A 13,010-nucleotide genomic window follows, 5' to 3' on the forward strand; every position below is an offset into this window, starting at 1 on the left:
ATCAGCCACTACATGGCGTTCACCCGTGCCACCGGGAAGCACCGTGCCTCGAACCGCCTGACGCGCAGGGGCGCTCATGTCGCCGGCGTCGCGGCTCTCGCCACCACCGGCGTCATCGGCAGCCTCGCCGCCCCGGCGTTCGCCGCCGACGCGGACGACAGCAGCCGCTCCCTGGAGGACACCGGCCTCAACCAGGCCGTGATCACCGACGCGCTCGCCGACCAGGTCGACGTGCAGGCGGCCGCCCAGGAGCGGGCGGCCGTGGAGGCCCAGCTGAAGGCCAGGGCCGAGGCCGAGGCCAAGCGCAAGGCCGAGGCCCGCGTCAAGGAGGCCCGCGCGGCCGAGGAGCGTGCCGCCCGCGAGGCCGAGCGCAAGCGCCTCAACTCCTTCCAGCTCCCCGTGGCGGGCTCGTACGTCACCACCGCCTACAAGGCGGGCGGGTCCCTGTGGTCGTCCGGCAGCCACTCCGGTGTCGACTTCCGCGCCGCGTACGGCTCCTCGGTCGTCGCCGTGGGCTCCGGAACCGTCGTGGAGGCCGGCTGGGCCGGCGCGTACGGCAACAACATCGTGATCCGTATGAACGACGGCACGTACACCCAGTACGGCCACCTCGCGTCGATCAGCGTCTCCGTCGGTCAGACCGTGGTCCCCGGCCAGCGGATCGGCGTCTCCGGCTCGACCGGCAACTCGACCGGGCCGCACCTCCACTTCGAGGCCCGCACCAGCGCGGACTACGGCTCCGACGTCGACCCCGTCGCCTATCTGCGGGCCCGCGGCGTCAGCGTCTGACCCCGCCTCCCCGACTGGACTCCGCAGCCGCACCGCGCCCCGCAGCCGCACCGCGGCCCCGCAGCCCGCGACCCGTACCCCGCGCTCCGCGTTCCGGCGCGGTCGGCACCTCTCCCGAAGCCCCGGCTCCTCGCGAGCCGGGGCTTCGGCATTGTCGTCGGTCGGCCAAAAGATATCCGTGGATGCCGTGAAGGCGTCGGAAATCGCACCTCGTTGCAATAGAGTCACGGGACGGGTGGAGAACACCCGAGTTTCGCGTGGATTAAGACCAGGTCTAAGCGGATCAAAATCGGAGGTTCGGTATGCGCATTCCGGCGCACTCGGTATGCACGGCGATCCGCGACGACATCGTCTCCGGCGTCTTCCCGCGGGGCAGCCGGCTCACCGAGGAGCAGCTCGCGCGCCGCTACGGCGTCTCACGCGTGCCGGTCCGGGAGGCGCTGCGGACCCTGGAGTCGGAAGGGTTCGTCGTCACGCGCCGGCACGCGGGGGCGTGCGTCGCCGAGCCGACCGAGCAGGAGGCCGCCGACCTGCTGGAGATGCGCGCGCTCCTGGAGCCGCTGGGTGCCGCGCGCGCCGCCCAGCGCCGTACCGACGCCCATCTGAAGGTCCTGCGTGGCCTGGTGAGGCTGGGCCAGGAGCGGGCCCGTCGCGGCCAGGGCGAGGACCTGCGGTCGCTCGGCGCCTGGTTCCACGAGACGCTCGCGCAGGCGTCCGGCAGTCCCGCGCTGACGGCGCTGCTGACCCAGCTGCGGCAGAAGAGCGCCTGGATGTACGCCGTCGAACAGCCCGCCCTGCCGGTCGAGGCTTGGGCCGAACACGGCGCGATCGTGGACGCGGTCGCGCGTGGCGACGCCGAACGGGCCCGTGCGCTGACCGCCCTGCACGCCGAGCGTTCCTTCGGCACGTACCGGCTGCGCCGACCGGACCGGGGTGAGCGGGCCTCCGGGCGCGTGAGGACTTCGCAACATCCTGTAAACAGTGCGAGTGCCGGGAATTAACAGTGCCGCCGTATACAAAGAGAATGCGGCCGGAGGTGAATTCAGGCTGCCCGAAAACAGTCTGAATAAAGTGCCCTGCCGTGTCCGGGTCTTTTGGAATCGGACGCGCATAACGCGAACGACCCGAGTAAGCGGTCCCTAGGCGACCCCGGAAAGCGGACGGGGTGAAGGGGGACGGCGACGGCACAGGACGACCGGGCACGACAACGGCGGAGCCGCACCGCCCGGAGGTCCGGGGCGGTGCGGCTCCGCCGTACAGGGGTTCGGCGCTGTGCCCCGCGGGGCGGCCGAGGGGGTGCCGGAGGCTCAGACGGTCTCGGGAAGCTCCTCGAGGCCCTCGGCGACCAGCTTCGCCAGGCGGTCCAGGGCCACGTCCGCGCCCTCCGCGTCCGAAGCCAGCACGATCTCCTCGCCGCCCTGCGCGCCCAGGCCGAGCACCGCGAGCATCGACGCGGCGTTCACCGGGTTGCCATCGGCCTTGGCGATCGTCACGGGGACGCCGGCGGCCGTGGCGGCACGGACGAAGATGGAGGCGGGGCGGGCGTGCAGGCCCTCGGCCCAACCGACGTTGACGCGGCGCTCAGCCATGGTGTTGCCCTTCAATCCTAGCGGTTGTCTAGACCAGTCTCTCATGTCCTGCGGGGTGCTCGAACCGGGCCATCGGCCCCTTCTCGTCCACCGTCCGGCCCTGCCCGACGGCCGACCGACCCTCCCTTGCCTCGCCCTGCTCCCGAGCACCTACGCGACCGGTGTCCGCACCGTACCCTTGGCCCATGCGGAACCCGCCGGATCAGACGGATCAGCCGGATCACCCGGATCGGCCGGACCATGCGTACCCCGACCACTGGGAGGCCGACGTGGTGCTGCGTGACGGCGGCACCGCACGGATCAGGCCGATCATGACCGACGACGCCGACCGCCTGGTCAGCTTCTACGAGCAGGTCTCGGACGAGTCTAAGTACTACCGGTTCTTCGCACCCTACCCCCGCCTCTCCGCGAAGGACGTACACCGCTTCACGCACCACGACTACGTGGACCGGGTGGGCCTGGCGGCCACGGTCGGCGGCGAGTTCATCGCCACCGTCCGGTACGACCGGATCAACGAGCGGGGTCGGCCCGCCACCGCGCCCGCCGACGAGGCCGAGGTCGCCTTCCTGGTCCAGGACGCCCATCAGGGCCGTGGCGTCGCCTCCGCGCTGCTCGAACACATCGCCGCGGTCGCCCGCGAACGCGGCATCCGGCGGTTCGCGGCCGAGGTGCTGCCCGCCAACAACAAGATGATCAAGGTGTTCACGGACGCCGGGTACACCCAGAAGCGCAGCTTCGAGGACGGCGCCGTACGCCTCCACCTCGATCTGGAGCCCACCGACCGGTCGCTCGCCGTGCAACGGGCCCGCGAGCAGCGGGCCGAGGCCCGGTCCGTGCAGCGGCTCCTCGCACCCGGTTCGATCGCCGTCGTCGGTGCCGGCCGTTCGCCCGGCGGCGTCGGCCGCACCGTTCTGCGCAACCTGGTCGACGCCGGGTTCTCCGGCCGCGTGTACGCGGTGAACCGCGCCCTGCCGGAAGGCCCGCCCGGCGGCCCGCCGGCCACCATGGACGGCGTCCCCGCGTACCGCTCCGTCGCCGACATCGGCGAGCCCGTCGACCTCGCGATCGTCGCCGTACCCGCGCAACGGGTCCCGGAGGCGGTCGCCGACTGCGGCGAACACGGCGTCCAGGGGCTGGTCGTCCTCTCCGCCGGCTACGCGGAGAGCGGCGCGCCGGGCCTCGAGCGGCAACGCGAGCTCGTACGGCAGGCCCGCTCGTACGGCATGCGCATCATCGGGCCCAACGCCTTCGGCGTCATCAACACCTCGCCCGACGTCCGCCTCAACGCGTCGCTGGCACCGCAGCTGCCGGCGCGGGGACGGGTCGGACTGTTCACCCAGTCCGGCGCCATCGGCATCGCCCTGCTCGCCGGACTGCACCGGCGTGGCGCGGGCGTGTCCTCGTTCATCTCGGCCGGCAACCGCGCGGACGTCTCGGGCAACGACATCCTCCAGTACTGGTACGAGGACCCCGACACCGATGTCGTCCTGCTCTACCTCGAATCCATCGGCAACCCGCGCAAGTTCACCCGGCTGGCCCGCCGCACCGCCGCCGTGAAGCCCGTGGTCGTGGTGAAGGGCGCCCGGCACAGCGGCAGCGCACCGGCAGGACACGCCGTTCCCGTCACTCGCATCCCGCACGCCACGGTCTCGGCGCTGCTGCGCCAGGCGGGCGTCATCCGCGTCGACACGGTCACCGAACTCGTCGACGCGGGTCTGCTGCTGGCCGGACAGCCGCTGCCCGCCGGGCCCCGGGTCGCCATCCTCGGCAACTCGGAGTCGCTCGGGCTCCTGACGTACGACGCGTGCCTGACCGAAGGGCTGCGCCCGCTGCGGCCGCGCGACCTCACCACCGCCGCCACGCCCGAGGACTTCCGCGCGGCGCTCGCGGAAGCCCTCAGGGACGACGCGTGCGACGCGGTCGTGGTCACCGCGATCCCCTGGGTCGGCGAGAACGGGGCGACGGAACTGTCGGACGAGGGCGAGGTCCTGGCCGAGGCGCTGCGCGAGGCCTGCGCCGCGTCCCCCGCCAAGCCGGTCGTCGTCGTCCATGTCGAGCTCGGCGCGCTCGCCGACGCGCTGACCGTCGCCACGAGCACGGCGCCGAGGCCGGAGGAGCCGCACACCGCGCCCGAAGCGCCACACGCGGCCCCGACCGCCCCGACGGACCCACGAAGCGCCCCCGCCACACCCACCCCATCAGTCCCACCCGCCCCATCAGCCACACCCGCCCCTCCAGCCGCACCGACCCCGGCAGCCCCCGTACCGTCGGCGGTCACTCCGGCCCCACCCGCCGTGGAAGCACCACTTCGTGAGCCCGGCCCCATCCCCGCGTACCCCGCCGCCGAGCGCGCCGTACGGGCGCTCGCCGAGGCCGTGCGGTACGGGCAGTGGCGCCGGCAGTCCGCCGACCCGGGGCGCGTGCCCGAGTACGAGGGCATCGACGAGGCGGGCGCCGCCGCGCGGATCGACCGGCTCCTCGGCCCGGACGTGGGGGAGCGCGGCATCACCCTCACCCAGGGCGACGCGGGCGAGCTGCTCGCGCGTTACGGCATCCATGTCCTGCCGACCCTGCCCGCCCCCGGGCCCGACGAGGCCGTCCGGGCGGCCGCCGGCCTCGGCTACCCGGTCGCGCTCAAGACCACCGCGCCTCATCTGCGGCACCGCCCCGACCTCGGCGGTGTCCGCCTCGACCTGGCCACCGAGGAGCAGCTGCGCGCCGCCTTCGCGGAGCTGACAGACGCACTGGGCAAGCCGGAGGAGCTCCAGCCGGTCGTCCAGGCCATGGTCCCGCGCGGTGTCGACACGGTCGTACGGGCCGCCATCGATCCGGCGGTCGGCGCCGTCCTGTCCTTCGGCCTCGCGGGCGCGCCGTCCGAGCTGCTCGGCGACATGGCCCACCGGCTGGTCCCCGCCACCGACCGGGACGTCGCGGAGCAGATCAGGTCCATCCGCACCGCTCCGCTCCTGTTCGGCTGGCGCGGCTCGGCCCCGGTGGACACCGCCGCCCTGGAGGAGCTGCTGCTGCGGGTGTCCCGGCTGGTGGACGACCACCCGGAGGTCGTCGCCGTCGGTCTGGAGCCGGTGGTCGTCGCTCAGCAGGGCCTCGCCGTACTCGGCGCGACGGTCCGTCTCGCCCCGCCACCCGCCCGCACCGACCTCGGCCCCCGCCGCCTGCCCAGCTACTGACGCCCCCCGGCCACGCACGCCCCCGTCGCCGCCCCGGCCACGCACGCCCCCGCCTGCCCGCTACTGACACCACCCGGTCACCCACGCCCCCGCCCCCGCCCCGGCCACGCACGCCACCCGCCGCCCGTCCGGCCAGGCGTACCCGCCCTCCGCCGCCCGGTGCCGACGCGGGGCCGTGAGCGTCCCGTGCAGTCACTGTGCCCCCGTAGGATGGAGCCCATGGCGAAGACCGGTACGACGACCCAGGGGCTGCGCGCGGCCATCGAGCGCAGCGGCTACTACCCGGCCCTCGTGGCCGAGGCGGTGGAGGCCGCCGTCGGTGGCGAGCCGATCGCCTCGTACCTGGTGCACCAGGAGACGACCTTCGACGCCAACGAGGTACGTCGCCACGTCACGGTCCTCGTTCTCACGGCCAACCGCTTCATCGTCAGCCACACCGACGAGCAGAACGCCGACACCAGCTCCCCGACGCCGTACGCGACGACCTCGACCGAGTCGGTCAAGCTCGACCGGATCTCGTCGGTCGTGCTCAGCCGGGTCGTCGCCAATCCGGAGTCGTACACGCCCGGCACGCTGCCGCGCGAGGTCGTCCTCACCATCGGCTGGGGCGCCGTCTCCCGTATTGACCTGGAGCCCGCCGCCTGCGGCGATCCGAACTGCGAGGCCGACCACGGCTACACCGGCAGCTCCACCGCCGACGACCTGAGCCTGCGCGTGAGCGAGGCGGGCGACGGTCCCGAGACGGTCCGGCAGGCCCTGCTCTTCGCCCAGGCCCTGTCCGAAGCCACCGCGGTCACGCGCTGATGGTCCAGCCCACCGCCACGGCCGCCCGCTGGCCCGACGACCCGGTCCCGCTCGCCCTCGACACCGCGCCGGTCCCCGAGTACGGCTCGGGCGCCCTCGCCGACCTGCTGCCCACGATCGCCGCGGGACTCGGTGTGCCGGGCTTCGGGCACCGTATCGCCGAGCTGACGCCCGCCGACCGCAACTGCGTCTTCCTGATCGACGGGCTCGGCTGGGAGCAGATCAAGGCCCACCCGGACGAGGCCCCGTACCTCACCTCCCTGCTCGCGACCTCGCGCGGCGGCACGGGCCGGCCGCTCACCGCCGGTTTCCCGGCCACCACGGCCACGTCCCTCGCCTCTGTCGGTACGGGACTGCCGCCCGGCGAGCACGGACTGCCCGGCTACACGGTGCGTGACCCCGCGACCGGTGAGCTGATGAACCAGCTCCGCTGGAAGCCGTGGACGTCGCCCGCCGCCTGGCAGCCGTACCCGACCGTCTTCCAGCTCGCCGACGCGGCGGGCGTCCACACCGCGCAGGTGTCGTCCCCGACCTTCCGGGACACCCCGCTCACCAAGATCGCGCTCAGTGGCGGAACGTTTCACGGCCGGCTCTCCGGCGAGGAGCGCATGGACCTGGCCGCCGAGCAGCTCGCCGCCGCCGACCGGTCGCTGGTCTACACGTACTACAGCGAGGTGGACGGCGCGGGGCACCGCTTCGGTATCGGCTCCGACGCGTGGCGCGGCCAGCTGATGCACGCCGACCAGCTCGTCCAGCGCCTCGCCGAGCAGCTCCCGCCGCGCACCGCGCTGTACGTCACCGCCGACCACGGCATGGTCGACGTCCCGTTCGACGAGGAGTCGCGGATCGACTTCGACGAGGACTGGGAGTTGCGTGCCGGCGTCGCCCTGCTGGGCGGCGAGGGCCGCGCCCGCCACGTCTACGCCGTCCCCGGTGCCAGGTCCGACGTGCTGGCGTGCTGGCGCGAGGTGCTCGGCGAGCGCTTCTGGGTCGCGGGCCGGGACGAGGCGATCGCCGCGGGCTGGTTCGGCCCGCGGATCGACGAGCGGGTGTACGGGCGGATCGGCGATGTCGTCGCGGCCGCGTACGACGACGTGGTGATCACCGCATCGGTCAACGAGCCGCACGAGTCGGCGATGGCCGGCATGCACGGTTCGATGACGGCCGCCGAGCAGCTCGTACCGCTGCTCGAAGTACGCTCGTAGCCCCGCTCGTAGCCCCGTCCGCCGTTCCCCTCCGCCGCTCCCGTCCACCGTCCCCGGCCGGCCCGCCGCGCGTGGTCCACGGCCCCGCCGGACCGCCCTCCTGCCCCACGGACCCGAAAGGTCGTCACCTCCCCATGCCCGAGCTGGTGTTCTTCTCCGGAACGATGGACTGCGGAAAGAGCACCCTCGCTCTTCAGATCGAGCACAACCGCTCGGCCCGCGGCCTCCAGGGAATGATCTTCACAAGGGACGACCGGGCGGGCCAGGGCAAGCTCTCCTCCCGGCTCGGGCTCGTCACCGACGCCGTCGAGGCGGCGGAGGGCTTCGACTTCTACGCGTATCTCGTCGCCCATCTCTCCCGGGGCGGCCGCTGCGACTACGTGATCGCCGACGAGGCGCAGTTCCTCGCGCCCGAGCAGATCGACCAGCTGGCCCGCGTCGTGGACGACCTGGAACTGGACGTGTTCGCGTTCGGTATCACCACCGACTTCCGCTCCCGGCTGTTCCCCGGCTCGCAGCGGCTCGTGGAGCTCGCCGACCGCGTCGAGGTGCTCCAGGTCGAGGCGCTGTGCTGGTGCGGCGCCCGCGCGACGCACAACGCCCGTACGGTCGGCGGTGTGATGGTGGTCGAGGGCGCCCAGGTCGTCGTCGGTGACGTCAACGCCGGCGACGAGGTCGGGTACGAGGTGCTGTGCAGGCGCCATCACCGGCGCAGGATGACCGCCGCGTCCGCCCGCGCGGCCGCGCTCTCCCCTGACGTCCTCCCGGTCGAGTCCCCTTCCCCGCACCCGTCCCCGTCCCCGTCCCTGTCCCCGGCCGTGACCGGGACCGGGACCGGGACCGTGACCGGGACCGGGAGCGTCGGGCCCACGCCGTCCGGAACGCCCGTGGAAGCCCCGGGCGACGCGCCCGCCCCCGGGCGCCGTCACCCCGGACAGATCACCGAGCGTCCGATCGTACGATCGTGAAAACCGCGCCCTCCGGGTCGGCGACCGTCGCCCGTCGCCCGGCCGCGTCGTCGTACGGCGCCCGGAGCACCTGACCTCCGAGTTCCGTGATCCGCCGCGCGGCGGCGTCGGTGTCCGCCACCTCGAACCAGGTCATCCAGTGGGCGCCCCGGTCGCGCGGCAGGTCGGTGCCGACGCCGTGCAGCGCCGCGACCGGCTCTCCGTCCACGTGCAGGGTCACGTAGTCGTCGTCGCCCGTGACGAGCGGCGTCGGCTCATGGCCGAACACCGTCCGGTAGAACTTGCCGACCGACTCCGTCTCCTGCGTCTGCAGTTCGTTCCACACCGGAGTGCCGGGCGCACCGGCCACCGCCGTACCGAGGTGGGCGGCGGCCTGCCACACCCCGAAGATCGCGCCCGTCGGGTCGGAACAGATCACCAGACGCCCGGCGTCGGCGGCGTCGAGGGGGCCCACGGCCACCGTTCCGCCGCTGCACCGGATCGATTCGGCAGTCTCGTCGGCGTCGTCGGACGCGAAGTACGTCGTCCAGGCGATCGGCAGATCACGATCGGCGGGAAGCTGGCCGATACCGGCCACCTCCTTGCCGTCGACCAGCGCGCGCACGTACGGGCCGAGCTGCTGCGGTCCGGGCCGGAAGTCCCAGCCGAACAGCTCCCCGTAGAACTCCTGCGTCGCGTCAAGGCCGTGCACCATCAGGCTCACCCAGCAGGGTGTGCCGGGCTTGCGCCGAGTCGCCTCGGTCATCGTCACTCTCTCCTCGGACCATCGTCGTGGCCGTGCGGGGGGACCGGGGCGGCGACCACACCGGCCGGCGGCTTCACGCCCCGTCAGATGCTCGCACCACAGGCCGAGCGGTGCGCCCCGGCCGCGCCGTGATGTGGCGCGATCCCGCAGGAGGATGCCCGAAAATTCCGTCGCCCATCCTCCGACGCCGTCCCGATGTCGTCCTGATCTGCGCCAGGATGGTACGCATGGGAGCCAAGGCAGGCATGAACGCGATCATCTCCGCACATGAACTCGAAGCGGTACTCTCCGGGGCCGAGGTGTCCGCCGGGGCCGAGACCTCCGGGGAGCCCGCCGGCCGCCCGGATGCCCGCGCAGCGCGTACGCCCGTGGTGCTGGACGTCCGCTGGGAGCTCGGCGGGCCGCCCGGCAGGCCGGCGTACGAGGCGGGCCACATCCCCGGCGCCGTCTACGTGGACCTCGATGCGGATCTGGCCGGCCCGCCGGGCGCGGCCGGCCGGCATCCGCTGCCGGACCCGGAGGTGTTCGGCGCGGCGATGCGCGCGGCGGGGGTCTCGGCCGGTTCACCGGTGGTCGTGTACGACGGCGGCCAGGGCTGGGCGGCCGCGCGGGCGTGGTGGCTGCTGCGCTGGACGGGCCACACCGATGTCCGGGTGCTGGACGGCGGCCTCGCCGCCTGGCGCGGTGCCCTGTCGACGCGGGTTCCGGTTCCGGTGCCCGGGGACTTCACCCCGAGGCCGGGCGCCCTGCCGCTGCTGGACGCGGAGGGGGCGGGGGCGCTGGCGCGGTCGGGGCTGCTGCTGGACGCGCGGGCGGCGGAGCGTTACCGGGGTGACGTGGAGCCCATCGACCCGGTCGCCGGGCATATCCCGGGCGCGGCGTCGGCGCCGACCACGGAGAACGTGGCGGAGGACGGCCGGTTCCTGCCGGCCGAGGCGCTGGCGGCGCGGTTCAGGGAACTGGGTGCGGGTGACGCCACGGAGGTCGGTGTGTACTGCGGCTCCGGTGTGTCCGGCGCCCATGAGGTGCTGGCGCTGGAGATCGCCGGCATCCGCGCGGCGCTGTACGCGGGCTCGTGGTCGGAGTGGTCGCGCGATCCGTCCCGCCCGGTCGCCACGGGCCCGGCCCGAGGCTGACCCGACCGGCCGGTGCCGCCGGCCGGGGATGACCTGACCCGCCTCTCTGCGCGCGCCCCTGCGGGGCGCTTCCCGTGGGCGGGGCCGGACATGGGTGAACCGTCTCCCCGGCCAGAGCCCCAAGGCAGGGGCCGACCGTCTCCCGGGCGCGGGACCGGCGGCCCCACGCCTCCCGGCCCGCCCCTCCCGGCCCGCCGCCCCTCCCGGCCCGCCGTCCCTGATCGGGAGCGGCCGGGGGAAGGGCCGAGGGTCACTCCTGTTTCTTGCGGCGCGTACCGAAGACGATCTCGTCCCAGCTGGGGACCGCAGCCCGGCGGCCCGGACGGACGCCGTCCGCCTCCGCCTGACGGTCCGTCGTACCGGTCAGCCGGTCGCGGTGGCCGCTCACCGAGCGCGGCATCAGCACGTCCGCGTACGCCGAACCCGCACCGGCCGACGCCGCGGGCGCCGGGGGCTCCTCGGCCTCCGGCTCCTGCTCCGCCTCTGCGGCGGGCGCGTCGGACGAGGCCGGCCTGTCCGGTACGACCATGTCGCCCCGGAAGCTCGGCACCGCCTCAAGGAGGCTGGTCAACGAGTCGCGCTCGGGCTCTTCCTCGGAGTCGGCGGCACCCGGCCCGGGCAGCACGGGGCGCTCCGACGGCCGGTCGAGCGTGCGGTCGAGGGGCCGGTCGCGGGGCAGCCGGGCGATCCTCGGGACGAACGGGAACGTCGGCTCCTGGACGGCCACCGCGTCGTCGGTCTCACCGATCAGCGAGCGGGCCTCGTCGTCCACGGCCTGGACGAGCCGTCGCGGCGGGTCGTACGTCCAGCTGGCCGAGTGGACCTCGCCCGCCACCCGGTAGACCAGCAGAACCTCCCAGGTGCCGTCGTCGCGGCGCCAGGAGTCCCACATCACGGTGTCCTTGTCGGCGCCGCGCAGCAGCAGCCGCTCCTGCACGGCCTCGCCGAGCTGCGGGCCGGTGTTCTCACCGGGCCTGCGCACCGGGGTCTTCCGGGCCCGCTCGGCCATGAAGGCACGCTCGGCGAGCACGGGACCCTCGAAGCGGCGCACGCGCTCGACCGGGATGCCGGCGAGCTGGGCGACCTCTTCGGCGGAGGCGCCCGCGCGTATACGGGCCTGGATGTCGCGGGGGCGGAGATGGCTCTCCACCTCGATCTCGATCTGGCCGAGCCGGGCGCGGTCGTTGCGTACCGCGGCGCGCAGTCGCTCGTCGATCGGAAGCGTGTACTCCGTGTTGTCCGCAGCCTTGAGCACCAGTCGTGTGCCGTCGTTGGAGACGGCCACGACACGCAGTTCGGGCATGGGGACCTCCCGGGTGGTGCCTGCCGACGTCACGTGCGTCGCTGCTTCCGCTAGTCGAGTGTGGCCTGCCCGGGTGCAGCCTGCCACAACCTTGCCGAGTTGCCCGGCGTGTCGGGCATGGGCCCTGAACGCCGTTATGGCACGGTTACCTGTTTCGCAACACAGCGTGACTGGTCGGTCACTCTGCGCAGTCGGCCCCCGTGCGGTGCCGCGGCGCCGCCGGATCGAGTGCCACTTTCGGCCCCCTCCCGTTGTTCCCGGACACCAGTGCAGGACTGAGGCCCAGGATTCGCCACAGTACTCCATTCGGGCCATCTGGGTGGACCGGCACGCCGCCGAAGTTCTCCGGGGGCACGGCAGTTGGACGTCCGCAGGACACCTCCGTACGTGGCCTCCTTCACACAATCCACCGAAGTGGAACCAATCGATCTCCCCATAAGTCCCTTTCCGTTGCATGCCGGACAGATGGGTGAAGAGATGCTGACGACGGATCAGGGCGGGACGAGCGGAACGGAACGGAGGAAGCGACTGGACCTCAGTGCCGCCCAGGTCGCGGGCAGCGCCGTCGCGGCGGTCCTGGCGGCGAAACTCGCCGCGAATCTCGGCGTGTACGGCACCGTCATCGGCGCCGGTGTGATCAGCGTCGTCGCCACGTGCGGCGGTTCGGTCCTCCAGCACCTGCTCACGCGCACCGGCGAACGCGTCCGCGGCGTCACGGCCGCCCGTGGCCCGGCGCCGAACCCGCAGGTACCGCCACCGGAGGGCGAGTTCGGCGCCCCCACCACGCACGGGTCCCGTCTGCGCGGCAGGCGGCGCTCGGCGATCGCCGCGGCGGTCGTCTTCGGCCTGGCGATGGCGGGCATCACGACGTACGAGCTGATCTCGGGGCAGGACCTCAGCGGTACCCGGGGGACGACGACGTTCGGCGCGGTCGTACGGGGCGGCGGCGCGCCGCCCTCCGCCGACCCCGCCCGGGACACGGCCGATCCGGACGCGACCACGGCACCGGGCCGGGGCGAGCAGCCGGACCAGGAGCGCGACCGGAAGCCGAGTGGCTCCGGGGGCACCGCCGACCAGGATCCGTCCGCCCCGCCCGTCCCCTCCGCACCGCCCTCGTCGTCACCGACGCCGTCCGATCCGTCCGGACCCGCCCCGCGCCCGACTCCGACTCCAGCCCCGGCCTCCACGCCCCCACCGGCCTCCCCCGGTCCGTCGGCGTCGCAGGCGCCGCCCCCGGGGGACACCGCCACGTCCGGAGCCGCGGTCGGCGGTGGCGAGTAGTC

Annotated in this window: 10 protein-coding genes and 1 pseudogene; 8 read left to right on the forward strand and 3 right to left on the reverse strand. The window is 73.7% G+C overall.

Translation table 11 applies throughout. The annotated features are described in order from the left end of the window. Positions 1–12: 12 nt before the first annotated feature. Positions 13–789, forward strand: coding sequence for a M23 family metallopeptidase (locus ACGF5U_RS24900; RefSeq protein ID WP_392713320.1), 777 nt, complete (start codon positions 13–15; stop codon positions 787–789). Positions 790–1,091: 302 nt separating this feature from the next. Beyond that, a complete protein-coding gene (locus ACGF5U_RS24905) occupies positions 1,092–1,790 on the forward strand; it encodes a GntR family transcriptional regulator (RefSeq protein ID WP_392713321.1) in 699 nt (232 codons plus the stop codon). A 306-nt stretch (positions 1,791–2,096) separates the two neighbouring features. On the opposite strand, the gene ACGF5U_RS24910 is transcribed toward ACGF5U_RS24905, so the two are convergent. Further along, entirely contained in the window at positions 2,097–2,378 is a 282-nt protein-coding gene (locus ACGF5U_RS24910; protein ID WP_053655224.1) for an HPr family phosphocarrier protein, read from the reverse strand. Positions 2,379–2,563: 185 nt separating this feature from the next. On the opposite strand from ACGF5U_RS24910, the gene ACGF5U_RS24915 reads away from it, so the two are divergent. The 4 genes and pseudogenes from ACGF5U_RS24915 to ACGF5U_RS24930 form a co-directional block, all read left to right on the forward strand. Beyond that, a complete protein-coding gene (locus ACGF5U_RS24915) occupies positions 2,564–5,566 on the forward strand; it encodes a GNAT family N-acetyltransferase (protein WP_392713324.1) in 3,003 nt (1,000 codons plus the stop codon). A 219-nt stretch (positions 5,567–5,785) separates the two neighbouring features. Further along, entirely contained in the window at positions 5,786–6,370 is a 585-nt protein-coding gene (locus ACGF5U_RS24920) for a DUF5998 family protein (RefSeq protein ID WP_392713325.1), read from the forward strand. After that, the gene (locus ACGF5U_RS24925) at positions 6,370–7,575 is read left to right on the forward strand and encodes an alkaline phosphatase family protein (RefSeq protein ID WP_392713327.1); all 1,206 of its coding nucleotides are present in this window, start codon (positions 6,370–6,372) and stop codon (positions 7,573–7,575) included. Before ACGF5U_RS24920 ends, ACGF5U_RS24925 begins: the two co-directional genes overlap by 1 nt. 134 nt (positions 7,576–7,709) lie before the next feature. Then, a pseudogene (locus tag ACGF5U_RS24930) lies at positions 7,710–8,351 on the forward strand (thymidine kinase); the annotation flags it as partial. A 163-nt stretch (positions 8,352–8,514) separates the two neighbouring features. On the opposite strand, the gene ACGF5U_RS24935 reads toward ACGF5U_RS24930, so the two are convergent. Further along, positions 8,515–9,288 (reverse strand): VOC family protein, encoded by a 774-nt coding sequence (locus ACGF5U_RS24935; RefSeq protein WP_392713329.1) that lies wholly within the window; start codon positions 9,286–9,288, stop codon positions 8,515–8,517. A gap of 245 nt (positions 9,289–9,533) precedes the next feature. On the opposite strand from ACGF5U_RS24935, the gene ACGF5U_RS24940 reads away from it, so the two are divergent. Next, the gene (locus ACGF5U_RS24940) at positions 9,534–10,424 is read left to right on the forward strand and encodes a sulfurtransferase (RefSeq protein WP_392713718.1); all 891 of its coding nucleotides are present in this window, start codon (positions 9,534–9,536) and stop codon (positions 10,422–10,424) included. Positions 10,425–10,674: 250 nt separating this feature from the next. Here the strand turns inward: ACGF5U_RS24940 and sepH are convergent, their stop codons facing one another. After that, positions 10,675–11,760, reverse strand: a complete 1,086-nt coding sequence (gene sepH / locus ACGF5U_RS24945) for a septation protein SepH (protein ID WP_392713331.1) — start codon at positions 11,758–11,760, stop codon at positions 10,675–10,677. A 444-nt stretch (positions 11,761–12,204) separates the two neighbouring features. Between sepH and ACGF5U_RS24950 the strand changes: the two genes are divergently transcribed. Next, positions 12,205–13,008 carry a hypothetical protein gene (locus ACGF5U_RS24950; protein WP_392713332.1) on the forward strand — a complete coding sequence of 268 codons (804 nt, stop codon included), beginning with the start codon at positions 12,205–12,207 and terminating at the stop codon, positions 13,006–13,008. Positions 13,009–13,010 lie beyond the last annotated feature (2 nt).

Source organism: Streptomyces sp. NPDC047886 (genome assembly GCF_043204435.1).
Lineage (GTDB): Bacteria > Actinomycetota > Actinomycetes > Streptomycetales > Streptomycetaceae > Streptomyces.

Bases quoted from the DNA above. Each gene is read 5' to 3' on its own strand.
- ACGF5U_RS24900 (WP_392713320.1), top strand. From the start codon at position 13: ATGGCGTTCACCCGTGCCACCGGGAAGCACCGTGCCTCGAACCGCCTG.
- ACGF5U_RS24915 (WP_392713324.1), top strand. From the start codon at position 2,564: ATGCGGAACCCGCCGGATCAGACGGATCAGCCGGATCACCCGGATCGG.
- ACGF5U_RS24935 (WP_392713329.1), bottom strand. From the start codon at position 9,288: ATGACCGAGGCGACTCGGCGCAAGCCCGGCACACCCTGCTGGGTGAGC.
- ACGF5U_RS24925 (WP_392713327.1), top strand. From the start codon at position 6,370: ATGGTCCAGCCCACCGCCACGGCCGCCCGCTGGCCCGACGACCCGGTC.
- ACGF5U_RS24920 (WP_392713325.1), top strand. From the start codon at position 5,786: ATGGCGAAGACCGGTACGACGACCCAGGGGCTGCGCGCGGCCATCGAG.
- ACGF5U_RS24905 (WP_392713321.1), top strand. From the start codon at position 1,092: ATGCGCATTCCGGCGCACTCGGTATGCACGGCGATCCGCGACGACATC.
- ACGF5U_RS24950 (WP_392713332.1), top strand. From the start codon at position 12,205: ATGCTGACGACGGATCAGGGCGGGACGAGCGGAACGGAACGGAGGAAG.
- ACGF5U_RS24910 (WP_053655224.1), bottom strand. From the start codon at position 2,378: ATGGCTGAGCGCCGCGTCAACGTCGGTTGGGCCGAGGGCCTGCACGCC.
- ACGF5U_RS24940 (WP_392713718.1), top strand. From the start codon at position 9,534: ATGAACGCGATCATCTCCGCACATGAACTCGAAGCGGTACTCTCCGGG.